This is a genomic window from Collinsella sp. CLA-AA-H302 (genome assembly GCF_040093305.1).
Classification (GTDB): Bacteria; Actinomycetota; Coriobacteriia; order Coriobacteriales; family Coriobacteriaceae; genus Collinsella.
In genome coordinates, this window is the sequence record NZ_JBBNJW010000002.1 from 65709 (window position 1) to 92438 (window position 26730).

General features: G+C 60.0%; 21 protein-coding genes and 1 other RNA gene. 17 read left to right on the forward strand and 5 right to left on the reverse strand.

The window, feature by feature from the left end; genetic code table 11:
• Positions 1–61 precede the first annotated feature (61 nt).
• From AAAV21_RS01580 to gatB, 5 genes are all read left to right on the forward strand, one after another.
• Positions 62–1837, forward strand: a complete 1776-nt coding sequence (locus AAAV21_RS01580; RefSeq protein WP_349106966.1) for an isopeptide-forming domain-containing fimbrial protein — start codon at positions 62–64, stop codon at positions 1835–1837.
• A gap of 735 nt (positions 1838–2572) precedes the next feature.
• Complete coding sequence (locus AAAV21_RS01585) at positions 2573–3490, forward strand: class C sortase (RefSeq protein ID WP_349106968.1); 918 nt, start codon at positions 2573–2575, stop codon at positions 3488–3490.
• Positions 3491–3898: 408 nt separating this feature from the next.
• Positions 3899–4210 (forward strand): Asp-tRNA(Asn)/Glu-tRNA(Gln) amidotransferase subunit GatC, encoded by a 312-nt coding sequence (gatC, locus tag AAAV21_RS01590; RefSeq protein WP_055250987.1) that lies wholly within the window; start codon positions 3899–3901, stop codon positions 4208–4210.
• Positions 4210–5724, forward strand: a complete 1515-nt coding sequence (gene gatA / locus AAAV21_RS01595) for an Asp-tRNA(Asn)/Glu-tRNA(Gln) amidotransferase subunit GatA (protein WP_349106970.1) — start codon at positions 4210–4212, stop codon at positions 5722–5724. The genes gatC and gatA overlap by 1 nt, the downstream gene beginning before the upstream one ends.
• Positions 5724–7400, forward strand: coding sequence for an Asp-tRNA(Asn)/Glu-tRNA(Gln) amidotransferase subunit GatB (gene gatB, locus AAAV21_RS01600; protein WP_118256189.1), 1677 nt, complete (start codon positions 5724–5726; stop codon positions 7398–7400). Before gatA ends, gatB begins: the two co-directional genes overlap by 1 nt.
• A 352-nt stretch (positions 7401–7752) precedes the next feature.
• Here the strand turns inward: gatB and AAAV21_RS01605 are convergent, their stop codons facing one another.
• Entirely contained in the window at positions 7753–8751 is a 999-nt protein-coding gene (locus AAAV21_RS01605) for a helix-turn-helix transcriptional regulator (protein ID WP_349107254.1), read from the reverse strand.
• A gap of 120 nt (positions 8752–8871) precedes the next feature.
• On the opposite strand from AAAV21_RS01605, the gene AAAV21_RS01610 reads away from it, so the two are divergent.
• The 4 genes from AAAV21_RS01610 to AAAV21_RS01625 all read left to right on the forward strand — a co-directional run bounded on the left by AAAV21_RS01610 (position 8872) and on the right by AAAV21_RS01625 (position 13446).
• Positions 8872–10698 (forward strand): ABC transporter ATP-binding protein, encoded by a 1827-nt coding sequence (locus AAAV21_RS01610; protein WP_349106973.1) that lies wholly within the window; start codon positions 8872–8874, stop codon positions 10696–10698.
• A complete protein-coding gene (locus AAAV21_RS01615) occupies positions 10699–12456 on the forward strand; it encodes an ABC transporter ATP-binding protein (RefSeq protein WP_349106975.1) in 1758 nt (585 codons plus the stop codon).
• A 124-nt stretch (positions 12457–12580) separates the two neighbouring features.
• Complete coding sequence (locus tag AAAV21_RS01620; protein WP_349106977.1) at positions 12581–12934, forward strand: hypothetical protein; 354 nt, start codon at positions 12581–12583, stop codon at positions 12932–12934.
• Positions 12931–13446, forward strand: coding sequence for a PIN domain-containing protein (locus tag AAAV21_RS01625; RefSeq protein ID WP_349106979.1), 516 nt, complete (start codon positions 12931–12933; stop codon positions 13444–13446). Before AAAV21_RS01620 ends, AAAV21_RS01625 begins: the two co-directional genes overlap by 4 nt.
• Positions 13447–13504: 58 nt before the next feature.
• On the opposite strand, the gene AAAV21_RS01630 is transcribed toward AAAV21_RS01625, so the two are convergent.
• A complete protein-coding gene (locus tag AAAV21_RS01630) occupies positions 13505–13939 on the reverse strand; it encodes a hypothetical protein (RefSeq protein WP_349106981.1) in 435 nt (144 codons plus the stop codon).
• A gap of 239 nt (positions 13940–14178) precedes the next feature.
• Between AAAV21_RS01630 and ssrA the strand changes: the two genes are divergently transcribed.
• The 8 genes from ssrA to AAAV21_RS01670 all read left to right on the forward strand — a co-directional run bounded on the left by ssrA (position 14179) and on the right by AAAV21_RS01670 (position 23578).
• Positions 14179–14542: a transfer-messenger RNA gene (gene ssrA, locus AAAV21_RS01635) on the forward strand.
• 679 nt (positions 14543–15221) lie between these two features.
• Positions 15222–16100, forward strand: coding sequence for a patatin family protein (locus AAAV21_RS01640; protein ID WP_349106982.1), 879 nt, complete (start codon positions 15222–15224; stop codon positions 16098–16100).
• Between the two features lie 157 nt (positions 16101–16257).
• A complete protein-coding gene (rplM, locus tag AAAV21_RS01645; protein ID WP_022094635.1) occupies positions 16258–16701 on the forward strand; it encodes a 50S ribosomal protein L13 in 444 nt (147 codons plus the stop codon).
• Positions 16702–16703: 2 nt separating this feature from the next.
• Positions 16704–17099, forward strand: coding sequence for a 30S ribosomal protein S9 (rpsI, locus tag AAAV21_RS01650; protein WP_022094634.1), 396 nt, complete (start codon positions 16704–16706; stop codon positions 17097–17099).
• A gap of 123 nt (positions 17100–17222) precedes the next feature.
• The gene (glmM, locus tag AAAV21_RS01655) at positions 17223–18560 is read left to right on the forward strand and encodes a phosphoglucosamine mutase (RefSeq protein ID WP_349106985.1); all 1338 of its coding nucleotides are present in this window, start codon (positions 17223–17225) and stop codon (positions 18558–18560) included.
• A gap of 101 nt (positions 18561–18661) precedes the next feature.
• The gene (locus tag AAAV21_RS01660) at positions 18662–19129 is read left to right on the forward strand and encodes a PTS glucose transporter subunit IIA (protein ID WP_346972429.1); all 468 of its coding nucleotides are present in this window, start codon (positions 18662–18664) and stop codon (positions 19127–19129) included.
• Positions 19130–19401: 272 nt separating this feature from the next.
• On the forward strand, positions 19402–20130 hold the full coding sequence (gene nagB / locus AAAV21_RS01665; RefSeq protein ID WP_055251013.1) for a glucosamine-6-phosphate deaminase: 729 nt from the start codon (positions 19402–19404) through the stop codon (positions 20128–20130).
• Between the two features lie 448 nt (positions 20131–20578).
• A complete protein-coding gene (locus AAAV21_RS01670; RefSeq protein ID WP_349106986.1) occupies positions 20579–23578 on the forward strand; it encodes a BTAD domain-containing putative transcriptional regulator in 3000 nt (999 codons plus the stop codon).
• A 69-nt stretch (positions 23579–23647) separates the two neighbouring features.
• Here the strand turns inward: AAAV21_RS01670 and AAAV21_RS01675 are convergent, their stop codons facing one another.
• From AAAV21_RS01675 to AAAV21_RS01685, 3 genes are all read right to left on the reverse strand, one after another.
• Entirely contained in the window at positions 23648–23947 is a 300-nt protein-coding gene (locus tag AAAV21_RS01675) for a YhbY family RNA-binding protein (protein WP_006234690.1), read from the reverse strand.
• Between the two features lie 158 nt (positions 23948–24105).
• Positions 24106–24993 carry a methyltransferase domain-containing protein gene (locus AAAV21_RS01680; protein WP_349106987.1) on the reverse strand — a complete coding sequence of 296 codons (888 nt, stop codon included), beginning with the start codon at positions 24991–24993 and terminating at the stop codon, positions 24106–24108.
• Between the two features lie 317 nt (positions 24994–25310).
• Entirely contained in the window at positions 25311–26675 is a 1365-nt protein-coding gene (locus tag AAAV21_RS01685) for a PFL family protein (protein WP_349106990.1), read from the reverse strand.
• Positions 26676–26730: the final 55 nt, after the last annotated feature.

Genomic DNA, 26730 nt, shown 5'->3' on the forward strand with positions numbered 1-26730 from the left:
CAGACAGATGATGATCGATCGAATGAGAGCCAACCGGAAAATGGAGGAAAAGAAGATGAGCATGAGCAAGAACATCGCACGCCTGGCAGTAACCGCCGGCCTCACAGCAGCGCTGAGCTTCGGCGGCGTCATGGCCCCGGTGACTATGGCGTTCGCTGAGGATGGTGCGACGGGCAGCATCACGATCAATAAGGTCAACAACGCCAACCAGGACAATACGTTCAAGGCTTATCAGATCTTCAAGGCAAAAGTCGTTGACGAGAAAGACAAAGGTAAGGTTGCTTCCGATATTAAATGGGCAAATGATGTTATCGGTTCCAAGGTGATTACCGCCATTACGGGGTCTACCGAGTATCAGGAACTCGTGAAGAAAGATTCTACCAAGAAGCTCAAGGACGATCCCTCTGCTTCGGATGTGGCCGAGTGGCTTTCTCAAAATGTGAAAAGTACTGCCAGCACGGCATCCAGCGGAGAAGGTACGCGTGTTGCCCCCGGCGATATGCTTTATGAAATTGCGGCTGCGGTTTCAGGTAAGAAGCAAGGTGTTGAGGCGGAGACCGTTGCGGGAAACCTTACGGCGGACAAGTCGTGGACGCGCCCTAACATCACTTCCGATGGCCGTTACGGCGATGGCTATTACCTGTTCGTGCCGGACGGCCTTAAGGCGGATAAGCCGAATACGGGCACCTCTCCAATCTTCGCTATCGTTGGTGGCGATCCCGTGACCGTTACGGAGAAGACCAGCATCCCAACGGTCAATAAGGAGATCCTTAACGACGGCAAGGAGAAACAAGGCGGTTACACCGCTCAAGATGAGTGGAGTAATTTTGCTGACTCCCAGGTGGGTCAGCAAATAAGCTATAAACTTACCGGCACGATTGCAGACAACTACGCCACCTATGATTCCTATGCATACAAGTTTACGGATACCCTTTCGCAGGGCCTTACTTATGCTAAGGGCTCGCTCGAGGTTTATGCGCTGAATGACGGGAGCTATACCAAGATAGGTCCGAATAGCTACACCGTGTTTGAGCCTGCTAAGGGCAATAATAATACTCTGACGGTGAGTTTTAATGATAAGGGATTGAAGTCGGCTACTGAGGCTAATGTAAGCGAGCCTCTTAATATCGATGCTAAAACTCAAATCGTTGTCTTCTACAAGGCCGAACTCAATAGCAAGGCTAGCTATGAAGCTCCCGGTAATAAAAACGAGGTCTATCTCGAGTACTCCAACAACCCTATGGCCGAAGGTACCGGTAAATCCGAGATCAAGGTTGTGACGGATCACGTCTTCCGTCTCGATGTCACCAAGACCGATAAGGACACCGGGAGCGCGCTAACGGGAAAGAATCTCCAGGCGGGCTTTAAGGTTAAGGTTATTCAAGGTGACGAGGGCACTTTGGATAACAAGTGGCTTGGTGAAAACGGCGAAATTGTCGACGAAAGCCGGGCATATGAGTTCAAGACGAAACTCGAAGACGGCAAGGTCTATATTCCCGGCCTTGATACCGGTACATACCAGATTACTGAGACCACTACGCCCGCCGGCTACAACACCGTTGCCCCATTTGAAATCACGGTGACTCCGTCCTACAAGAAAAATGGTGAGTTGGATACGCTTACGGTCAGCTCCAACAATAAGGAGATGACCGTCATTGGGGATGCAAATGGCGCAACCATGCCCCTCACGATTAAGAACAAGAAGGGCTCCGGCCTCCCGCTCACCGGTCTTAACGGCGTGACCTTCACTTGGATCGCTGGTGGCGCGGTGCTGTGCATCGGCGTGGCGCACCTCATCCGCAGCCGTAAGCAGGCTGAGGAGTCCGAGCAGGAGTAACGCTCGCTCACCCATCCCTTTGGCAGGTGGGATGTGATGGCCATGAGACTTGCGGACACTTTTCTGGTCTATTCACGTTCTTGCTTTGCCATTCTCTTTTCGGGGCAGACTCCGCACTGGTGTCTGCCCCGTTCTTTTTGGGTAACACAGCCAGGCTCCATTGCCCGATGGATCAAGCATATGAATATCGAACAGATGTTTGCAATTATTGCGTTTACCAGCTGTTGGTGCATACACTCGCAGTAAAATGGCTTTGCGACGCATCCCGTGCGCGGGCGGCCGACGACTCGATCGGAGGTCCCCAAATGCTGAAATTCCTTAACGCCCTCGCCGCCCTCGCGGCGGTGGGCTCGTTCGTCATCGCGTTTCTTGACTCGTATGAGGTTCGGTTTAAGGTCCGTAGGCGCACGCGCGGTGCGGACGGTAGAAGGCATTTGCGCCGCAAGCGCAAATAAGAATGCCCGGGGTTAGAGGCCCGGGCATTTAACAACACCGGAAACTGGTCGCCCGCGCTTTCGATCACTTACGCGGGGTGCGTCGTTTCCTACAGACATTGTATCCCGAATCGCCCAGCCGATTCGGGACATTTTGAAAACTCAAATGCTGGCTTATCCTCGACTGGACGGTGCAGTCTAGCTGTGTTGTCGGGCGGGGGAGCCTGCTAATCGGCTATTATTTGTTTAGACAACTTGAGTTGTAGAGGAGTGACCGGCGATGGTGCAGGGCGCCAAACATATGAAGAGCAATAACGCCGCGGCCAACGGCGGCTCAAGCCCTCAGCCCAAACCTCAACCAAAGCCCAAGCGCCGTCGCAAGCGGCTGCCGCGCTGGGCCGATCGGCTCATCACCATCGTTATCATCCTTATTGGCGTGGGCCTTATGACCTGGCCGTGGATTTTGGACCGGCTCGAGGCCTCGGGCGTGTTCAACCAGATCAGCACCGTGTCCAGCACCGTGGACGCGCTATCTGCCGAGGAGCGCGAGCGCATCCTGCTCCAGGCGCGCTCCTTTAACGAGCAGCTGGCGGGCGAGGCCACCGAGCTCCCCGCCGACCAGATCGAGCCCTACGCCCAGCAGCTCATCTTTGACCGCGACCCCATGATGAGTTGGGTCGAGATCCCCTCCATCGACGTGAGCATGCCCATCTACCACGGCACGAGCGAGGAAGTCCTTATGGCGGGCGTCGGCCACCTGGAGGGCACGAGCCTGCCGGTGGGCGGCACCTCGACGCATTGCGTGCTCACCGCGCACTCGGGTATGCGCAACCTGAGCATGTTCGACGACATCCACTCGCTGGAGCCCGGCGACCTGGTGCTGCTGCACACCATGAACAAGACGCTCGCCTACAAGATGGTGGACTCCGAGGTCGTGCTGCCCGAGGAAATGGAGTCGCTGACCATCGAGCCCGGCGCCGACAAGGTGACGCTCGTCACCTGCACGCCCTACGGCGTGAACGACCATCGCCTGCTGGTGCATTGCGTGCGCACCAAGTACAGCAAAAAGGACGTCGACAAGCAAAAGTCGCTGGCCGGCCGCCACTGGGGCAAGCGCGAGTTTGCCGTGCTCATCGTGGTCGTTGCCATTGTGCTGTTGCTGCTGGACATCGTGATCCACGCGGTCCGCAAACGTCGCAAGGCCAAGGCCTCGGCATAAGACATTGTTCAGAACCACCACAATGGGGACAGGTACCTTTGCGGTGGTCGGGGCTTCCAAACCATCACAACATTCGATGAAAATCGCGATTTGGACGAAAAGCGTCGAATGTTGTGATGCTTTGTGTTGTGGGCGGGACGGTTTTCGTTGTGGGCGGGATGGTTTTCGTTGCAGACGGCGCGGTTTTCGTTGCGGGCGGGATGGTTTTCGTTGCAGACGGCGCGGTTTTCGTTGCGGGAGGGACGGTTTTCGCTATGGACGGTGCGGTTTCGCTGCAGAACCGCCAGCCCGCAGCCTGCCAACCGCCGCCCTCGTTACGTTTTCGCTGCATTTGGGTAAAGCGCCTGCTCCAAGCGGCATTGCCTTGTATACTAGAGCGGTTTATCTGTTATGCGGAAGGGAGCGCCTATGGCACTCAGCGAGAAAGACGTGCGCGGCATCGCCGAGTACGCAAAGATCGCACTGACCGATGACGAGCTCACCCAGATGACGTCCTACATGAACGACGCCGTCCAGATGCTCGAGCCCGTCTTGCAATATGACTTACCCGACGTGGAGCCCACGTTCCATCCCATCGGAAGCCTGTCCAACGTGATGGGCGATGACCTGCGCGAGCCCGAGCGCGACCTGCCGCTCGACGTTGCGCTCGAAAACGCCGGCAGCGCGCGCGACCGCTACTTCCGCGTGCCGTCCATTTTGGGAGAGGGGGAGAGCGAGTAATGGCGCTAAGCTTCGATTCCCTTACCGCCGCCCAGATCGCCGCGGGCGTTTCCGCCGGCGACTTTACCGCTACCGAGGTGGCTCAGGCCTCCCTTGCCGCCATCGAGGCGCGCGAGGGCGGGGTCCAGGCATTCCTGCAGGTAGCGCCCGAGCTTGCGCTCGAGGCCGCTGCGCGCGTGGATGCCGACCGTGCCGCCGGAAAGCCGCTACCCCCGCTTGCGGGCGTGCCGCTGGCCATCAAAGACAACATGAACCTCGTGGGCACGCGCACCACCTGCGCTTCCCGCATGCTCGGGGACTACCAGAGCGTCTACACCGCCACCTGCGTCCAGCGCATGCTCGACGCCGGCTGCCTGCCCATGGGCAAGGCCAACATGGACGAGTTCGCTTTTGGCAGCTCCACCGAGAGCTCGGCGTTCCACCGCACCAACAACCCCTGGGATACCGAGCGCGTGCCCGGCGGCTCCTCGGGTGGCTCCGCTGCCGCTGTCGCCGCGGGCGAGGTCGCGCTTTCGCTGGGCTCGGACACCGGCGGCTCCATTCGCCAGCCGGCGTCGCTGTGCGGCGTGGTGGGCTTTAAGCCCACGTATGGCGCCGTGAGCCGTTACGGCGTGGTTGCCTTTGGCTCGTCGCTCGACCAGGTGGGTCCCTTTGGCCGCACGGTCGAGGATGTCGCGCTGGCCATGAACGCGCTTACCGGCGCGGGCCACGATCCGTACGACTGCACCAGCCAGGATTGCGCCGTCGACTTTACCGAGCACCTCAACGACAGCATCGAGGGCAAGCGCGTGGGCATCATCCCTGCGTTTATGGAGGCCAAGGGCCTGACGCCCGAGGTCAAGGCCGCTGTTCAGCGCGCCGCCCAGGAGCTGCAGAACCAGGGCGCCGAGCTGGTCGAGGTCGACCTGCCGCACCTGGACGCCGCCATCGCCGCCTACTACGTCATCGGCCCGGCCGAGGCGTTCTCCAACCTGGCACGTTTCGACGGCATTCGCTACGGCTATCAGGAGGAGGGCTGCGCCAACCTGTCCGACCAGAGCTCGCTGTCGCGCGCCCACGGCTTTGGCGCCGAGGCCAAGCGCCGTCAGATGCTCGGCGCCTACCTGCTGAGCTCGGGCGTGTACGACAAGTACTACTACGCTGCGCAAAAGGCCCGCACGCTCATCACGCAGGACTACGACGCCGCGTATGCCAAGGTGGACACCATCCTCATGCCCGCCTCGCCGCGAACGGCCTTTAAGTTTGGCGAGATCAGCGACCCCACGCAGATGTACCTCTCCGATCTGTACACCATCTCGCTCAACATATGCGGCAACGGCGGTATCTCGGTGCCGCTGGGCCTGGGCGAGGATACTCAGCTGCCCGTTTCTGCCCAGCTGGTTGGTCCGGCGTTTAAGGACCGTCAGCTGCTCACGTTTGCCCGCGCCCTGGAGCGCGGCTTTGCCGATGCCGTCACGGGTGCGCCCGCGCTTTCCGTCGCGCCCGATTTTGCCGGGAAGGGAGGCGAGCTGTAATGAAGGAGCTTTCCGAGGTCCTGCAGGATTGGGAGGCCGTGATCGGCCTGGAGATCCACACCGAGCTCACCGCACTCGACACCAAGATGTTCTGCAACTGTAAGCTCAGCCACGATGACGAGCCCAACGCCAACGTGTGCCCGGTGTGCCTGGGCCTGCCCGGCGCCCTGCCGGTGCCCAATAAGCGCGCCATCGAGAGCATCGTCAAGGCCGGTCTCGCCACCAACTGCGAGATCCAGCGCCACTCGATGTTCTACCGCAAGCACTACTTCTATCCCGATATGGCCAAGAACTTCCAGACCACGCAGGGTCCGGTCGCCTTTGCCATGTATGGTCACCTGGATCTGGACGTGACCGGTCGCGGTGCCGCCGAGCGCCCCGACTGCGCGTTTGGCGAGGCCGAGGCCCAGAGCTTGGCGAGCGCCTCGGCCAACGCCGAGGGCCTGTCCACGTCCATGACGTCGACCATGCGCGAGGGCAATCAGCGCGCCGGTCACCTGGCCAGCTACGATGCGTCCAACCTGCAGATGCCCGAGCGCCGCGAGGACGGTTCCTACACGGTGCCCATCCGCATCCTGCGCATCCACATGGAGGAGGACGCCGCCAAGATGGTCCACGTGGGTGGCGCCGAGGGCCGCATTACCGCCGCGGCCGAGTCGCTCGTCGACTACAACCGCTGCGGCACGCCTTTGATTGAGCTCGTGACTGAGCCCGACCTGCGTACGCCCGAGGAAGCGCGCCTGTTTATGGAGAAGCTCCGCCGCATCTTTGTGACGCTGGGCATTTCGGACTGCTCCATGGAGAAGGGTTCCATGCGCTGCGACGGCAACGTGTCGCTGCGCCGTCGCGGCGAGACCAAGCTGGGTACCAAGACCGAGCTCAAGAACCTCAACTCGTTTAAGAGCCTGCACGATGGCCTTGCCTACGAGATTTGCCGCCAGGCCGAGGTGCTCGAGGAGGGCGGCATCATCTATCAGGAGACCCGCCACTGGGAGCCCAGCCGCAAGCGCACTGTGGTCATGCGTGTGAAGGAGACGGCCGACGACTATCGCCTGTTCCCCGATCCCGACCTGGCGCCGTTCGATCTGGACGACGAGTTTATCGACCGCTGCCGTGGCGAGATCCCCGAGCTGCCCGATGCCAAGCGCGCCCGCTTTGAGGCCGACTTTGGCATTAAGGCGGCCGACGCCGAGCAGATCGCCGGCGACCCGGAGTTTGCCGAGTTCTTTGAGGCGGCCGCTGCCGGTATGGCTGGCAAGGAGGCCCAGACGGTTGCAAACTTGCTGGTGAACGAGATGATTGCTTACCTTAAGGGCGCGGGCGTGTCGCTCGCCGAGTCCGGTATCGCGCCGGCTCAGGTGGCAGCACTCGCCAAGCTGCTGGCGACCGATGCCATCAGCTCCAACCAAGCGCACGAGGTCTTTGAGGCCATGGCCCAGACCGGTGACGATCCCAACAAGATCGTCGACGAGCGCGGCATGCGTCAGGTGAGCGATGCCGGCGCGCTGCAGCCGATCGTGGACGAGGTGCTGGCAAACTGTGCCGATCAGGCGCAGCAGTATCGTGACGGCAACCAGAAGGTCATCGGCTTTTTGGTGGGTCAGTGCATGAAGGCGAGCCGCGGCAAAGGCAACCCGAAGCTCTTCAACGAGTTGCTGAGAACGTCGCTCTCGTAGCTGCGAGGCCGGGGAAGCCCCGAGTCGCCGGGGTGTTTCCTCCAAATTTCAAACAGTCCTATGCAAGACGAAGGCCACATTTAGTGGCCTTCTTTGCATGCGGAACTCATTTGGAGGAAACATCCCGGCGACTCGGGGCTTCCACGACCAGACGACTCGGCCGTTCGGGTCAGGTAGGCTGAATTGAATAGAGTGAATGGGCGTGCCGTCGGCACGCCCATTGTTTTGAAGGGAACTCATTGAGAGGCAAGGCCCTGCGCCCGGCCCCTCGGTTTCGTGACGACTCGGCCGTTCGGGTCAGGCGGGCTGAATTTAATTTGGTGAATGAGGGTGCCGTTGGCGCCTTCATTCTTTATATATGTTGGGAGCGCCAAGCGGTGGGGGTGGTGCCGGTGTGTTGCTTGAAGGCTTGGGCGAAGGCGGCCTGCTGAGGGTAGCCTAGACGCTCTGCGACCTGCGCTATCGTGAGCGCGCTATCGGCCAAAAGGTCCTGTGCTCGCTCCATACGGCGTCTGCGAATGTAGGCGCCTAGGGACTCGCCAGTTTGGGCCTTAAAGGTGGCGCATAGTTTGGAGCGGCTTGTGTAGAGCCTCTCGGCCACCTCGTTGATACCCACACGCCTGCCTTTGTCGAGCGCGCGCTCAATCATTGCCGTTGCTTCTTCGGCAATGGTTATGCTGACGCGTGTGTCTGCCGCCTGCTGCGCCTGCTTGTGGGCCGCGCGCGAACAGGCGAGCTCCGCGACCATGGTCTCCACGATGCCTTGCATATAGACGTGTCCGCCTACGGTGCGGGCGCGGTCCTCGTTAATCCGGTGCAGTGTGTGGCAGATGGCGGACGTCGCTTCCTCGTGCCATGGCTCGGCAAACGCCTCAAAGACCCCTGCGAACTCGTTGGGATAGCGGTGCTCCAGTTCGTCAAAATATCCAGGCAAAAAGAGCACCGAGCGCGAGTGATAAAGCTGCCCTGCAAACAGCGGACTTAGTTCCTCGCCGCAGCTATCTTGGATAAAGCTGCACACCGCGCTGTTCGGCCACGGTCCATGCAAGGGTTTAAGGTTCGCAGGCGTTATGCCAGCCTCGGGCATGCATATAAGTGTGGGCGCGCTGACCTCGCTCACGCAGGCGTACGGCTCGGGTGTGTATTCGGCCAGGTGCATATCGTGCGTCGGGGTAATGAAATGCTCCATAACGATGCAGGCGGGGGAGAGAGGCATGATCCATGCGCGGCCGTGCGCCCGATCGTTTGCCACCTCGCCGGTAAAGACGGCGCCCTTGCCGGAGAACTCCAAGCCAAACTGCTCAAACTGCGATGCGTAGAGCTCGGTTATATCGGTTGCCGCCCACCGCATTTTCAAAAGCGTCCCCTTCATTTGCGAAAACGTCCACGCCTGGCCCAACTGTGTGCCTTGGCTAACACGCCCATGATAAGTTTTTTACGGTTAACTCTCAAGCCGTTAGAAAGGAATCTCATGGCAAAGGGATCAAAAAAGGAAGGTGGCGGCATCGGCGAGCTGCTTGCATATGCCGGTGAACGTAAATTCCTAACGTATTTGGGCATGGCCCTCTCGGCGCTCTCGCAGCTGCTGAGCTTTGGCCCGTACGTGTGCATCTGGCTTGTTGCGCGAGATCTTATCGCCGTGGCGCCCAACTGGAGCGAGGCCGCCAATATCGCGATGTATGGTTGGTGGGCTGTGGGCTTTGCCCTGGCGAGCATTGTGGTCTATTTTGTGGGACTCATGTGCACGCACCTGTCCGCGTTTCGCTGCGCATCCAATATCCGCAAGGCTACGAGCGAGCATCTGCTTAAGCTGCCGCTCGGCTACTTTGACACGCACGCCACCGGTGAGCTGCGCCGTATCGTAGACGGCTGTGCCGCCTCCACCGAGACGCTGCTCGCGCACATGCTGCCCGATATCGCCGGTGCCACCGCCATGGTCGTGGGCCTGCTTGTGCTGCTATTTGCCCTCGATTGGCGTTTGGGCGCGGCATGCTTAATCTCGGTCGTCGTTTCGTTTTGCGCCATGGCCACCATGATGAGCGGCAAGGGCGCCGAGTTTATGAAGGCTTACATGGGCGCGCTGGTCAAGATGAACAAGACCGGCACCGAATACGTACGCGGCATCCCCGTGGTCAAGGTGTTCCAGCAGACGGTCTACTCCTTTAAGGCGTTCCACGATGCGATCGCCGAATACGCCGATATGGCGCAAAACTATGCGGGTACGTTTTGCCGGGGTCCGCAGGTGCTCAACCTTACTGCGCTCAACGGCCTTGTGGCATTTCTTTTGCCTGTGGCGCTGCTGCTGGCGCCGGGCGAGACGGACTTCGCGCACTTTATGGTCAATTTTACGTTTTACGCGATCTTTTCGGCCGTGGTGCCGACGGCCATGACCAAGCTTATGTTTGTGGGCGAGGCCTCTCAGATGAGTGCCGATTCGCTGGCTCGCATTCGAAGCGTCATGGATTCCAAGCGGCTCTCCGTGCCCGCGCAACCCAAGCACCCCGCTGGCAGCGATGTGCGCTTTGAGGACGTGAGCTTTACCTACGAGGGCGCCGAGGCGCCTGCCGTCAACCATGCGAGTTTTAGCGTTCCCGCAGGTAGCACCCTCGCGCTGGTGGGTCCTTCGGGCGGCGGCAAGTCAACCTGCGCCAGCCTGATTCCTCGTTTTTGGGATGTTTCCGCAGGTCGAGTGCTCGTAGGTGGTGTGGACGTTCGCGATATGGATCCGCACGAGCTTATGGACCAGGTCGCCTTCGTGTTCCAGACCAACCAGCTGTTCCGGCAAACACTTGCCGATAACGTGCGCGCCTCCAAGCCTGGAGCCACTGACGACGAAGTGCGCGCGGCCCTCTCCGCGGCCCAGTGCGACGATATCGTGGCCAAGCTCCCGCAGGGCATCGACACCATGCTCGGCGCCGGCGGGGCGTACCTTTCGGGCGGCGAGGTCCAGCGCGTGGCACTTGCCCGCGCGATCCTTAAAGACGCGCCTATCGTGGTGCTCGATGAGGCCACGGCGTTTGCCGATCCCGAGAACGAGGCGCTCATCCAGCGCGCCTTTAGCAAGCTGGCGGCGGGTCGCACGGTCATTATGATCGCGCACCGACTCTCGACTGTAGTGGGCGCAGACCAAATCGTGGTGCTCAACCAGGGCAGCGTGCAGGAGACTGGCACCCATGCCGAGTTGCTGTCCCAAGAGGGTCTGTATGCCAAGATGTGGGCCGAATACGAACAGGCCGCGAGCTGGAAAATCACTGCAGCGACCGCGGATGCCGCCGTCACGAAGGGAGGCGAGGCCTAAATGTTCGCCTCATTCCAAAAGAAGTATTTCCTATCCGATAAAGGCGTCGCCGGCGTAAAACGCGGCATTTTCTGGACCACGCTCACTAATCTCATTACCATGGCCGGCATGGGCTTTTTATTCCTGGTTATGGCCGGCTTTGTCGAGCATCTCGCCAGCGGGGCTGACCTGCCGGATGCCCTGCCGATCGTGGGCGGCCTCCTGGTCTTTTTTGTGTTGCTCTTTGCTTCTAACTGGCAGCAGTATTACTACACCTACTGCATCTTTTACGAGGAGTGCGGCAAGCAGCGCATGGGGATTGCCGAGCGCTTGCGCAAACTGCCGTTGTCGTTTTTCGGCCGTCGTGATCTGGCCGATCTAACCGAAACCATCATGGGCGACGTTCAGACTATGGAGCACGCCTACAGCCACGTGCTGGGAGAGCTTTGGGGTGCCGTCATCGCAAGCGCCATTGTGTTCGTGGCGTCGCTGTTCTTTTGCTGGCAGCTGGCGATCGCGGCGTTTTGGAGCGTTCCCGTGGCCTTTGCCGTGCTGTATCTAACACGCGGCCCCATGACCCCGGTGTTCGACCGCGTGCGCGCCGAGAAGGTCAAGGTCACCGAGGCGATCCAGGAGACGCTCGACTGCGTGCGCGAGATTCGCGCCACCAACCAGGAGGCCCATTATCTTGAGGGGCTCAACGCCGTGATCGATGCCGAGGAGCGCGAGACCACCAAAGGCGAGCTCGCCAACGGGCTTTTGGTCAACTCCGCCTTTGCCATCCTGCGCCTGGGGATTGCCACCACGTTGGTCACGGGCGCTGCGATGGTCGCCTCCGGCCGGGTCGACTTTTTGGTGATGTTTGCCTTCCTGCTCATGGTGAGCCGCATCTATGCGCCCTTCGATCAGGCACTGATGCTGATGTCCGAGCTGTTTGCCGCCGAGTCGTCGGCCAAGCGCATGCGCTCCATCATGGAAGAGCCCGTGGCGCGGGGCAGCGAGCAGTTTGAGCCCGTAGGTCATGACGTGGTGTTCGATCACGTGGCATTTGGTTATGGTGCGGGCGAGGACGGCCGCGCCGGCGAGAAAGTTCTTACCGATGTGAGCTTTGCCGCCAAAGAAGGGGAGGTCACGGCACTGGTCGGTCCTTCGGGTTCCGGTAAGTCCACGGTGAGCCGCCTGGCCGCGCGCTTTTGGGACGCCACCGAAGGCACGGTCACCGTGGGCGGCGTGGATGTTGCGAGCGTGGATCCCGAGGTGTTGCTGCGCGACTACGCCATTGTGTTCCAAGACGTGTTGCTCTTTGACGACACGGTGATGGGAAACATCCGTCTTGGTCGTCGCGATGCCACCGATGAGGAAGTGCTTGCTGCCGCGCGTGCCGCCAACTGCGACGAGTTTGTGAGCCGCATGCCGCAGGGCTATGACACCATGATCGGCGAGAACGGCTCCAAGCTGTCCGGCGGTGAGCGCCAGCGCATCTCTATCGCCCGTGCGCTGCTCAAAGACGCGCCGATCGTGTTGCTGGACGAGGCGACGGCGAGTTTGGATGTGGAGAACGAGACCGTGGTGCAGCAGGCGCTTTCCCGCCTGCTCGCAGGCAAGACGGTTATCGTGATCGCCCACCGTATGCGCACGGTGGAAAATGCCGACAAGATCGTTGTGCTCAAGGATGGCGTGGTAGCCGAGCAGGGCGCTCCGGCACAACTCAAGGCAGCGGGCGGAGAATTCGCCCGCATGGTCGCGCTACAAAAGGAAGCGGCTGCCTGGCAGCTGTAGGAACGGAATGTGACAAAGGGACTGTCCCTTTGTCACATTCAGGGTATATTTGCGTTTGACTGTGTGCTAGCGGGTCTATACAGTAGTGCTAGCAGTGATAGCAGACGGGAGGAGCGTGATCGATATGAGCGTTGCTGGCAGCATGGTGCAGGTAAATGTCCGTGTGGATCGCTCGGTAAAAGAACGTGCCGAGGAAGCGCTTCAACTTTCGGGTGGAACGCTGCCCGAACTTATCAAGAAGGTCGTGGCAAAGGTTGCACAGGGCGGCGGTTCGTGCGAGGAAATCCTCGAGGCCGTTAGCGACCGGCAGCGGGGTGCCGCGCTGGATTCTCCGTTTGCCGCATCATGGGCGGCGGCGGATCAGCTTTACGCGGACCTGGGCATCGCTACATCGCCCGTATCCGACGATCGAGATTGGAACACAATCTATTCCGAAGCCATGGGCGAGCGCTATCGCCAAAAGGGGATGATCCTGTGAGCGGGGCTCCCCTCAAAATAATGGTGGATGCCAACGTATGGGTCGATTCGTTTTGCGCCGACCATGCCGAGTCGCTTGTCGCGCGTGCGTTTATTGGGCAGGCGACGGAGGCGGCGGCATTGCTGTTCTTTCCGGTGCACATCGCCAAGGACGTGCTGTACGTTGTCCAACACGAGCTGAAGCGTAGCGTTCTTGCCAGCGGGGGAGCGCTCGACGAGGCATCTGCCCGTGCAATTGGCGATGCGGCGTTGGCGTTTGTTCGGAACATGACCGAAAACGCCACGGCCGTGGGTGCAGATGCGTCGGACCTTTGGCTGGCCGACAAATACTTAGCGCTCCATCGCGATTACGAGGACAACTTGGTGCTCGCCGCGTGCAAGCGTGCGCAGGTTGATTACTTGGTGACCAACGATCGCAAACTGCTCGAACATGCCGATCTTGCAGCAAAGACACCTCGTCAAATGATGCCGATTCTTGCTTTGGCCGAACGCGGCGGCGCGGCCATCGGTTGACGTGAACTGTTTGCGGGCCTCTTGGACGACAATGCGCCAAGGGGCCCGCGTCTGCTATTTACAATAGCTCGGCCTTAATGGCGGGACTTTCTGCGAGTTGCTCGGCTGCCTTTTCTTCGGAGCTGTCGAGCGCGGCTAAGCTACGGTAGACCCACTCGTTGACCTGGGTGTTCTTGACGCCTGCGGTCTGCATAAGGGCGCCTACCTCGCGGATTGCTGCGAGCAGATCGGCTTTGGGACCCGCGAGCTCGACCTCGATGCCGTGGTAGGCGGTCACGCCACGGTTCTCGCTCACGTGGTCGATAAAGCCCTCGACGGTCTCAAGCTGCTGGGCGAGAGCTGCATCATCGGCAGCGTCCAGCGCGACGAGTGCGTTCGATACCGTGAGAGCGGGATGTCCGCAGGGGACAAAGCCTTCGATGACATCCATGGCTTCGGTAATGGTTGAGCCCAGGCCTGCGAGGGCATTGACGAGTTGCTGCTTGGTATCCATAACGGTCCTTTCGACGGGGCAATTTTGCTTGGCGAAAATATACGTGACGCGTTCGGTGGCAAAAGTGCGAAGTGTGGTGCACATTAGGGTCTTCACAGCTCGTGCATAGAGCAGCGGCCTGCCTTTAGAACGTGGTAAGATAGCTATCCACGAGCGGGGTTCACCCCGCGTGTTCCTTGAAAAGTCGACGGTTATCGGGTGTTTGCAGGCCCGATACCATCCAGACTTTCCCGACATCCGGGGGCGACTGGTTTCGACACGATAGCTCTGAGAGAGGAAGCAAGCCGAGGTCTCCTCGCCTCGTTAAACAGGGGTGCCGTCAAATTGAATTGACAACAACTCTTCTTTTGAGCCTATGGCTCTCGCTGCTTAGTTTATAGCGGCGCGTCAACCCGGTGATTTCCCCGACACCGGCGCGACGTCATGTTAGGGGAATGCTCCTGCGCACGTAATCGGTATGGCGCGGGCTAAGACCGAACCGGTTAGGACGCCGCGAGCGTGTCGCTGCGCGCAAAGCGTCCGAGACTAAACCAGCGACTGAGCTTGGAGATGCCAATCAGGGGGCTTTCGTGGACCGGAGTTCGATTCTCCGCGCCTCCACCATAAGTAATAGGCAGGTAGATACGCATATCTACCTGCCTTTTTATTTCTTGTCCGCACCGCGGAGAATCGAACTCTGTGCAGGGCGCGGGCGTAAAGAAAACGCGTAAGCGTTTTTAGCCCGCGGGCGAGGACGCCGGCAGGCGGCCGAAGCCGGTGCGGATTTGCGAAGCAAATACGCGGATTCTCCGCGCAAAGCCTCAGCTCAAAACAGATGCGATGTTTATCGAATCTCAGCCTGCCATACGCCGCATCAACGGAACCCCAAACCCGCGGAGAATCGAACTCTGTGCAGGGCGCGAGCGTAAAGAAAACGCCTCAGTGACGCAGAGTGGGACGCGCTTTCCCAATGGCAGCCCAGGCGGAAAGTTCATCCCGGAATCCGCGCTCAGACTGGGATGTAGTTTCCGGATGACACATCAAGCGGAAACTACATCCCGGAATCTAAGCTCGGAATGGGATTCATTTTCCGGGTGGCGCTTCAAGCGGAAACTGCAACCCGGAATCGAGCCGTAGAGCGGGACGCGCTTTCCCAATGGCAGCCCAGGCGGAAAGTTCATCCCGGAATCCGCGCTCAGACCGGGATACACTTTCCGCTTCACCTGCCGCCTCGAAAAACCTGCGCGCTCTCCATTCCAAAACTGGGTAGAAGAAGGCCAAAACGCAATCGCAGGAGGGCAACATGACTGCAGAAGATAAGGCAAAGAACGCTGGCAAGGTCGCGCTCGTCCTGGAGGGCGGTAGTTTTCGCGGGCAGTTTACCGCGGGCGTGCTCGACGTTCTCATGGAGGCTGGCGTCGAGATGCCGGCTGTCTACGGTGTATCGGCCGGCGCCCTCAACGGCGTGAACTACAAGTCGCACCAGATCGGCCGTGCCAACCGCATCAACTTGGCTTTCTGTAACGACAACCGCTTCATGGGCGCCGCGTCGTTTGCGGCCACGGGCTCTATCGTCGGCTACGACTTTATCTTCAACGATGTCCAGGACCGCTTGGATCCCTTTGACAACGAGACGTTCGACGCCAGCCCCATCGAGATGTACGCCGTCGCGACGGACATGCTGTTTGGAACCGCTGCCTACCTGCCGGTCAAAAGCGCCGTGCTCGACCTCGACGCCGTGCGCGCCTCGACGTCGTTGCCGCTGGTGACGCCGCCGGTCGAGATTGACGGGCACAAATACGTCGACGGCGGCGTAGCCGATTCGGTCCCCATCGAGCATGTGCTGGAGGAGGCGGGCTTCGATCGCGCGGTTGTCATCGTCACCCAGGACCGCTCGTATGAGAAAAAGCCCTACGAGTTTTTGCCTGCCGCACGCGCCCGCTATGCCGACTACCCCTATCTGCTCGAGGCTATCGAGACGCGCCACGACCGCTATAACGTCCAGCGCATGCACCTTTGGAAGTACGAGCGCGAGGGCCGTGCCCTGATCGTGGCTCCGCAAAAGCCGGTCGAGGTCGGCCATGTCGAGCACGATTCGGCAAAGCTTTTGGACCTGTATATCCAGGGCCGTCAGGAGGCAAAGCGCCTACTGAGTGATATCGAGGCATTTGTCGAGCGCTAGTGTCGCGATGTCATGACCGATGGATGACATGTGCAGAAACTCTGGTCGGAGCCAAAATACCTGTTGACTCGTACGGCGAGCGGGGTAATATGGACGGGTTACTTGCAGAGCCCCGTGAATCTCTGTAACAACACGTACTGTACATGGAGGAGTCTAAGTGATTTCGAAATCGACTCACTACGCCAAGCAGGGCGAGGTCCAGCGCAACTGGGTTCTCGTCGACGCCGATGGTGCTGTCCTGGGCCGTCTTGCCACCCAGATCGCAATGATCCTGCGCGGTAAGAACAAGCCCCAGTTCACGCCCAACAGCGACTGCGGCGACTTCGTTGTCGTCATCAACGCCGATAAGGTCCAGCTTACCGGTAACAAGGCCGACACGAAGACCTATTATCGCCACAGCGGCTACAACGGCGGCCTCAAGGCTGAGAGCTTCCGCCAGGCTATGGAGAAGCACCCGGAGAAGGTCATCGAGCGCGCCGTTCGCGGTATGCTGCCCAAGACCACCCTCGGCCGTGCCCAGATGACCAAGCTTAAGGTCTACGCTGGTGCCGAGCATCCGCATGCTGCCCAGAACCCCACGAAGATTGAGCTGGAGGCTTAAAGATGGCTGAGAACACCGTTGTCTACCAGGGTACCGGCCGTCGTAAGAACGCCGTCGCCCGCGTCCGTCTCGTCCCCGGCACCGGCAAGGTGACCATCAACAAGCGTGACGCCGAGCAGTATTTCGGCCGTCATCAGCTCGTTGAGAACGCCCTTGCTCCCTTCAAGGTGACCGACACCGCCGGTCAGTTCGACGTTATCGCTCTGTGCGATGGCGGCGGCATCTCCGGTCAGTCCGGCGCTCTGCGCCTGGGCATCGCTCGCGCTCTTCTGAACGCTGGCGACTACCGTGCTGACCTCAAGAAGGCCGGTTTCCTTACGCGCGATGCTCGCGTGGTCGAGCGCAAGAAGTACGGCCTCAAGAAGGCCCGCCGCGCTCCCCAGTTCTCCAAGCGCTAAGGTTTTATCTCCTTTCGAGATACAATGTACAAGCGGGGCCTGCCGATTCCTCGGCGGGTCCCGCTTTTCTTTTTCGACTAGGGTGGGCGGTTGTATATCGCCTGCTAGGGAAGGAGCGATCCTATGCCCCAGAACATCTTCGGTACCGACGGCGTCCGTGGCGTCGCCAATGCCGACCTCTCGTGCGACCTCGCGTTTCGCCTGGGCCGCGCGGCGACCAAGTTTCTTGGTCCGGACATCTGCATCGGCCGCGACACGCGTCTTTCGGGCACCATGCTCGAGAGCGCTCTGACCGCCGGCATTATGGCCGAGGGCGGCCGTCCGCATTGCTGCGGCGTCATCCCCACGCCCGCCGTGGCGCTGCTCACCGTTCAGAACGAGCTCGACGGTGGCATCGTCATCTCTGCTTCGCACAATCCGCCGGAGTTCAACGGCATCAAGTTCTTTAGCTGCAAGGGCATGAAGCTTCCCGATGCGGTCGAGGAAGAGATCAGCGCCTGGGTCATGTCCGAGGAAGCCATGGCTGCCGATACGCTGCCGACTGGCGCCGGCGTGGGCCACATTATCAAGATGAAGGACGCTCGCAAGGCATACGTCGACCACGCCATCGATACGCTTGACGGTCTTAGGCTCGACGGCCTGGTCGTTGCCGTCGACTGCGGTCACGGTGCTTCTTGCCAGACCACGCCCGCCGCGCTGCAGCGCCTGGGCGCCACGGTGCACGCTATCAACACCGATTATTGCGGCACTGACATTAACGTTGAGTGCGGCTCCACTCACCTTGAGCCCCTGCGCGAGCTCGTGCTGCGCACCCACGCCGATATTGGCCTGGCCCACGACGGCGATGCCGATCGCGTGCTGTTCGTGGACAGTGAGGGCAATGAGATCGACGGCGACTACATCCTGGCTATCTGCGGCTCCGATCTCGCCGCTCGCGGCAAGCTCGCCAACTCCGAGATCGTCTCGACCGTCATGTGCAACCTGGGCTTCTCCATCGCTATGAAGGAGCAGGGCTTCGAAATGGTTCAGACCGCCGTGGGCGATCGCTACGTTCTTGAGCGTATGCTCGCGGACGGCGCCGTTATCGGCGGCGAACAGTCCGGCCACATCATCTTCCTGGAGCACAACACCACCGGTGACGGCCTGGTGACGGCTCTGCAGCTGCTGGCCGTGCTCAAGCGCACCGGCCGTACCCTCACCGACCTTGCCGGCATCATGAAGAAGTACCCTCAGGTGCTTGTCAACGTGCATTCGGACAACAAGGTCGGCCTGGACGATTGCCAGCCCATTTGGGACGCCGTCGCTGCCGCCGAGAAGGAGCTTGACGGCCGCGGCCGCATTCTGGTGCGCCCGAGTGGTACCGAGCCGCTGGTCCGCGTGATGGCCGAGGCCGAGACGCACGAGCTGACCCAGCGTGTTGTCGACGACATCGTCGAGGTTGTCAAGCGCGAACTTCCCTAATGGTCAAAAACGGGTGCCAAGTGGTAAACTGTTAAAGCCTTTTTGATTGATTGGTATGTCCGAGGGGGAGCATGTTCACTAAAGTCCTAAGGTCTTTTGGTATGCGTGGACGAGTTCTTACGCTGGATGCTCCCATCTCGGGCGACGTCATTCCGTTGTCCGAGGTCAATGACCAGACATTTGCCACCGGCCTTTTGGGGCAGGGCGTGGCGATTCAGCCTACCGGCACGCGTGTGATTGCGCCGGCAGACGCCAAGGTCGAGGCCATTTTTCCCACGGGTCACGCCGTTGCGCTCAACACGGTCGATGGCCTAGACGTGCTCATCCACGTTGGTTTGGACACTGTTCAGCTTGAGGGCAAGCATTTTAGCGTGCATGCACAGGTGGGCGATGTCGTCCATAAGGGCGACGTGCTCATCGAGTTCGATCGCGAGGCAATTGCTGCCGAGGGCTACGATGTGACGGTTCCCATCTTGGTGTGCAACTCCGTTGAGTTCTCGAGTATCAAGGGCTCCGTTGGCGTGCATGTCGAAGAGATGGACCAGCTCATCGTTGCTCGGGAGCGCTAGCAAGTGCACGTGGCCATTAGCCTACAATTCAAACACGTTTACGGAGGGCGCCCTTGAAAGAGGGCGCCCTCCGTGGCAAGATGGGATTTGTCCGAAGCTAAACGGCTTTGGGTCACCGTGGACGGGCAGGGGCCTCGACGCGGCTAGACACGAGACACATACATTACGCGACCTCGCCCTGGTGGCCGCACACGTTGGTTGCGGCCGACGCGGGCCGCGGGCAAGTGCTTGTAAGGGGAGCCTTGCCTCTCTTGTACGAGAAAGGACGCGTAATGAAGATCATTAAAGCTAAAGACTACGAGGATATGAGCCGCAAGGCCGCCAATATTATCTCGGCGCAGGTCATCCTCAAGCCCGATTGCGTGCTGGGCCTTGCCACCGGCTCCACCCCGATCGGTGCCTACAAGCAGCTCGCTGCTTGGTACGAGAAGGGCGACGTCGACTTTGCCGAGGTCAGCACCTACAACCTGGACGAGTATCGCGGCCTTTCGCACGACGATCCCCAGAGCTATCACTACTTCATGCGTGAGAACTTCTTCGATCACATCAACATCGACCTGAACAACACGCATGTGCCCGACGGTTCCAACCCCGACGCCGCCGCTGCCTGCTCTGAGTACGACAAGATCGTCGCCGCCGCCGGTTACCCGGATCTGCAGCTGCTCGGCATTGGCAACAACGGCCACATCGGTTTCAACGAGCCCGATGACCACTTCTCCAAGGGCACGCACTGCGTCGACCTCACCGAGAGCACCATTCAGGCCAACAGCCGCCTGTTCGACAGCATCGACGATGTTCCCCGTCAGGCCTACACCATGGGTACCCAGACCATCATGTATGCCCGCATGATCCTGGTCGTCGCCAACGGCGAGGCCAAGGCTCAGGCCGTGCATGACATGTGCTATGGTCCGGTTACGCCCGCGTGCCCGGCTTCGATCCTGCAGCTGCACACCAACTGCGTTGTCGTTGCCGACGAGGCCGCCCTTTCGCTCTGCGAGTAGCGCGAATCCTACACCTCGACATAGCCTTGCCTAAGGCCTCCGCTTTGCGGGGGCCTTTTTGTTATCCCCCTCCGCCCGCTTGACCAAAATCTTGCCGCAAGCTTGACGAATGCCGGATGCCCAACAGCTTGATTCATTCCATACCAGATTCTATGCAAAAATGCCACTAAAAGGTCGTAGACGGTAGCGGGTGCTAGGCGAGTTGAATGACATAGCTGAACCTTGTTCATTTGCGTTACACTGCCGCTTAGATGGGACAAGCTGACAAGCTCATTTACCTGCTTAAAGACCGATTAGTCGGGGGATTAATAACAATCGGCCCTCGCTGTACAAAAACTTGCCGCTTGCGTACCAAAAGACAACCTAGAACACAAGGTCGCTCTATTCATAGCGCGGCTTGTATGGTCTTGCGGTTACAGTGTCCATACGGTCGAGTTGAGGAGCGGGCATGGTAAACGATTTGGGCAGTATGGACGACCTCGAGCTGATGCCGCTGGGCGGTGGCTATATGGTGCGACGCGAACGCTTGATGAATGAGCTTCTCGCCAAGGGCCGAAAGGCCGGCATCGTGGTTCTTTATGCGCCCGACGGGTTTGGGAAGACCTCGGTGCTGCTGCAGTACACCCATGAGGTTAAATGCGACCCGACGCGAGGCCCCGTGCGGATTATCGAGGCCGATCGCGCCACTGGGCGCGAGGTGTTTATGCAGCTCGAGGTGGTTACCGAAGAACTCAAAGACAAACCGCACTCCCTTATCGCGATTGATAATGTGCCAAACCTCGATCAGCGCGATACCGAAGACCTCATCGACAGGATTCGCGGCCTGCGCGCTATGGGGGTAGGGGTCTTTATCTCCTGCCGTCCTTCAAATCGTCAACTGATTCATGGGCTGGGCGATTCGGTTAAGATCAATGCGCAGATGCTCAAGGTGCATGCCTATGAGTATTCGGCGTGGGCATCGGCGTTTTCGATCAGCACATCGCTCGACTTTTATCAGCTCACGCAGGGCGTGCCCGAGCTCGTTTCGGCATTGCAGACGGGTCTGTATGGCCAAGGCGACGTAGCCGGTCTGCTCGAAAACGAGATTGTCAACGTATATGGCGCGGCACTTGTCGACCTGGCTTCGCTCGACAATAATGCACTGTTTTGCGTGGCATGTCTCATGATTTTGATGGGCGAGGGCAATATCGCAGAACTCGAGGCTTGCGGGGTGAGGCTATCGATGGTCGACCAGTCCTACTTCGTACGCGACTACCCGATCTTTGGCTTGGACCCCGCCGAGCGGAGTTTTACGTGTCTGGGCACGGAGGATAACGGACGCTTGCGCTTGCGTAAGTTGGTGGCCGAGGTTCGCCCCGAACTTGTTCCGAGGGCGGCCCGGATTTTGCTTAAGGCGGGCCGATGCGATGCGGCGATGGGCCTGGCGGACGCCTTTTTGGACCGTGATGCGGTCCTTGAACTTGCTGGGCAGTATGGGGTCGATCTGGCTCTGACGGGGCACGGGGCCGATATCTGCCGAGCAGCGCTGGGCACGATCGATGCCGAGGATCCGGCTCCAGAGCCAACGCCTGCCGAGGCGCTTGGCGTATATCTGGCAGCGGTCAGCGTGTCCAATACAAAGCTCGCTCGCTATATGGCATCGGTCATCGAGCGCGGGGGCGAACGGGCGGCCTGCGAAATAGACCCTGTTTCATGGAGGGTGGCCCAGACACTGACGGCTGTTTGCTATGGGGACAACGGGCTTGGGCTTCCTACGAACCTGACCGTGCCAGAAATCGAGACATCCCATACCGCACTCGATATGTTGTCCGCGCATATCGAGGTCAAGCGCTGCCTGACCGAGCGGGGAGATGACGGCGGCGTTCTACAGCAGCTCAAAACGAGCAAGGCCTACGACTGTGAGCTCGACATCGCGGGGATTGTTATACGGGCCGACAGCATGCTGGTGGAGCTTTTTGACGGGTCGTTTGCGGGAACCGACGAGCGCGACGACGAGATGACGGTGGCGCGGGAGGCGCTCGACGTACGTGGGCTTAAGGCGATGGCTATCTGGGTGCGCATGGTGTTGGCGGCACGGCGGCTCCTTTCCGGCTTGCCGGTAACCGACGACGCGGCATTCAACGAGCTCGATCGTTTTGCCGTGCGCATGCGCGACAACCAGATTCAGCTGTTTGGCCTGTTGCTAGAAGGCTGGCAGTCGCTGGCAGAGGGACGGCCGGTTAATGCAAAGTTCCGTGCGGTCCAAGTGCTCAAACTTGCCGAGGAGTCGATTGCGTACATGCGTGATAACGCATTGCTGTTGGAGCGCGCGGCGTATCTGCGTAACACCTCGATGGTTTCGGTGCGCGAGGAAGCGGAGCTACTCGATATAAGCCAGACGCAGGTTGGTGGAGCGGAGGCCTGGATGGTGGCGCTGCATTTGGCCTGTGCGGGCCGAGACAGCGATCTTGCGGCCTGGATGTCCATGAATCGTGCGGGGATTCTGGAGCCATCGTATCGGCTCTTTGCGCGCCTTGCCATGCATTGTCTGGGCGAGCCGGCGACCAGGATTCGCAAGAAGCTTCCCGTGCGCGAGCTGTCGCGGTACTCGCTGCGCGACGATTTGGAAGGGGAGGGCGAGCGCCTGTTCCAGGCCGGCGAGGTTGAAGCCGTCGACGCCATTGACCATATCGAGATTCGCATGTTTGGGGCGTTTCGCGCCGAGCGCGACGGGTTTCCCATTACGGACAAAATGTGGCGCCGCAAGAAGGCGGCGACACTTGCCGAGCGGCTTGCGCTGGGCATGGATGCGCTCGTCGATCGCGAGACGCTGGCCATGGAGCTGTGGCCCCATGCCGAGTTCAATAGCGCCCGCAACAACCTGTACTCGACGATATCGCGCTTGCGGTCAGCTTTGGGACCGACGCCGGATGGCAAGTCGTGTGTGCTCATCCAAAATGAATGCATCGGACTTAACGGCGACTACGTCAAGACCGATGTACGGCTGTTTGACCAGATAAGCCGCGAGGTTTTGGGAAATCGCACGGGCGCGCGCGGGCCCCATTTAGTTGAGCTGTGCCTTAAGATTGAGCAGCTTTATGCCGGACCGCTGTATGTTCCCAATGGCTGTAACCCCACCTACTTTTTGCGTATGCGACGCATTATGCAGTCAAAGTACATCGATTGCATGATTAAGGGAGCAAATGCCGCTCTAGAAGAAAACGATCTGCAGTCGGCGATTTGGCTGGCGGAGTCGGGGCTTCGACAGGAAACGGCACGTGAGGATATGGTGCGCTGCGCCATGCGCGTCTACAGTGCGGCGGGGCGGCGGCGCGATATCGTCGAGCTGTACAGCGGGCATATGCACCATCTGAGGGAGCAGGTCAATGGCGTGCCCGAGCCCGAGACGCGGCGTCTATACGAGCGCTTGGTGGAGGGGCGGCTCAATCGCGTGCTGGTCGAGCGATAAAAAATGAGCGTCCGAATTGCTCGGACGCTCGCAAGCTTGATGTATGCTGGCTCGCCGGATCATTGGCTCTTAGACGAGCTTGATCTTCTCGATGTCCTTGCGCGAGGACTCGCGATACAGCGAGAACTTGCGGCCGATGACCTGGACGACCTCGGCGTGGCAACGCTCAGCGAGCTCTTCGGCGGCCTCGCGGGCGGAAAGACTGGAGCCATCGAGCACGGAGCACTTAACGAGTTCGTGCTTCTCCAGGTAGGCGACCGTCTGCTCGACGGTGCCCTCGTTGACATCGGACTTACCGATGATGATGGCGGGGTTGAGGTGATGGGCCATGCTGCGAAGCTGCTTGACCTGGGCTCCTGTCAGTGCCATGGGTTCTCGCTTTCTATGTATGGGGCGCCCCGCGACGGGGCCTTAATCTACGTGAGCTGTCCCACGATAGCGCAGGAACGGCGCGGTGTGGAGCGCGTTTGCCCAGTTCAAAAAGAATGCGGATGCCGAGTGAGTGGGCGGTGCGGGCTGCGAACAGGCTATGAGCTGGGCGCAGAGACCGGCTCCCATGCAATAAACGCCCAACGAACCTTGCGGACATGATCGAGCATATAGCGCCCCTGCGGCACGCCCTTGGAGCCCGGCTCACCGGCATGGGGGTTCTCAATCATGTGTTGAGCGATGTAGCCGCGCAGGCAGTCGATCTTATCCTCGTTGCCATGCTCGAGCATACGGGAAAAATCCGCCACACCTGCCTCAAGGCTATCGAAGGTATCGCGACGAGGCGATTCAAAGTATGTAACCTGCGGCAACGCACCCATCTGAATGAGGATGTTGAAGGCGTACACAAAGCCATTGCTGCAGGTAACCGAGGCGCCGATAGCGTTCATCAAGTGCAGATCATAGCGCGGGCTGGAGTTGGCGACCATCGTGACAGCACAACGCCGACGAGCCGTACGGTCGAGCTTGGCAAGCGCACCTTTTAGGTCATTTGTGGTGACGGAACGACTGGCAAAGGCAACATCCACAGTCTTGGCAACCGGCCCAACCAAATCCCAATCATCGTCCCAAGCAAGCTCAAGCGGCGTAATTAGGCCCTCGAGCCTGTAAAACTCAATGCCGGCATCAAGGGTGCCCAACATGGCAGGAGAGAAGTCGGCAGCAATCACGGAATGCCCAGCCTGAGCAAGTGGAATAGCAATTGACCCAGCCCCACACCCCATATCGAGCACCGACTCACCAGGCTCAAGCGCCAGCAGTTTTATAAAATCCCGAGCATAAGGGGCAGTCTCCAGCGGCCGAAAATGCCGAGCCCGCTTATCCCATTCAAAAGAATCATCAGCCCGCCGCCGACCAGCTTGCAGACGCATCCACTCCTGATTCCAATCAGCAGAAAGAAGCTCAGAGCGAGCATCCCCATCAATCACGGGCCAACCTCCTAGCAACAAAAAAGCGACTCCTCCCAAAAGAAGAGCCGCAACCAGCATATATCAGAAAGAACCGTTCCAACGCCAAACCGCCATACCAGCAAAGTGGGGCAGAAGCGAAGCGACTGCCAAAGGGATAGAACCCAACCGAGGGCCCGTTGTGCGGGAGCCCCGGGGAGGGCAAATATATAAGGTCGATCGCGAGTTCCGCACGAGCCGGAGAGCACTTAATGTGCTCTCCGTGCGAGTCAGGACTGTCCGAGCAGGCGACCTTATATATTTGCCCTCCCCGGGGCTCCTCGCCCCGTAACCCCCTGCTAGTTCTTCAGCGAGTTCAGCGGCGCCGGGAAGCGTCCACCACGGTGGGCAAGCACGGTGCCGGCGTTGGGGTTCACCGGCATGATGGGCGCACGGCCGAACAGGCCGCCGTACTCGACGCAGTCGCCCACGCCCTTGCCGATGGCAGGGATCACGCGGACGGCCGTGGTCTTGTTGTTGATGACGCCGATGGCCATCTCGTCAGCGATGATGCCGGCGATGGTCTCGACCGGGGTGTCGCCGGGGATGGCGATCATGTCCAGGCCAACGGAGCACACGCAGGTCATGGCCTCGAGCTTCTCGAGCGAAAGCGCACCGGCTTTGACGGCGGCGATCATGCCGGCGTCCTCGGACACGGGGATAAAGGCGCCCGAAAGACCGCCCACGCTGGAACTGGCCATGACGCCGCCCTTCTTGACGGCATCGTTGAGCATGGCGAGTGCGCAGGTCGTGCCCGGGCCACCGCAGGTGCCCACGCCGATGATCTCGAGGATGCGGGCAACGGAGTCGCCGATGGCAGGCGTAGGCGCCAGCGACAGGTCGACAATGCCCTTCTCGACACCCAGACGACGGGCGGCCTCGCGGCTCATGAGCTCGCCGGCACGGGTGATCTTAAAGGCGGTCTGCTTGATCTTCTCAGCGACCTCCATCATCGATGCGGAATCGGGGAGCGTCTCCAAGGCAGCAGCCATAACGCCGGGGCCCGAGACACCAACGTTGATGACGGCGTCGGCCTCGCCACCGCCGTGGACGGCGCCCGCCATAAACGGGGAGTCCTCGACCATGTTGGCAAAGCAGACAAATTTGGAAGCGCCAACGGAATCCTGGTCGGCCGTGAGTTTAGCGGCATCGATGATGGTCTGGGCGGCCATGAGTACGGCGTCCATGTTGATGCCGGCGCGCAGGCTGGCGACGTTGACGCTGGAGCAGACGCGGCTCGTGGTGGCGAGCGCCTGCGGAATGGACTGTATAACGCGGCGATCGGCGTCGCCGATGCCCTTCTGGACGAGCGCGGAGAAGCCGCCCAGGTAGTCGATGCCGAGCGTTTCGGCTGCGCGGTCGAGGGCATGCGCGATGGGGGTGAGATCCTCATCCTTGCAGCACGCGGCGATCTGCGCCACCGGGGTGACGGAAACGCGCTTGTTGACGATGGGGATACCGTACTCGCGCTCGAGGTTCTCGGCGGTCTCGACCAGATGCTCAGCCGTGTGCGTTACGTGGTCGTAGATCTTCGTGCACATGCGGTCGAGGTTCTCGTCACCGCAACCCATGAGCGAAACACCCATGGTGATGGTCCTGATGTCGAGGTTCTGCTCCTCAACCATGCCGCGGGTTTCCGCGATTTCTGCGGGCGTGATCGCCATCCTTGCGCTCCTATCTGCCAAAACGAGCATAGCCTTTTCTATTCTAACGTGCCGC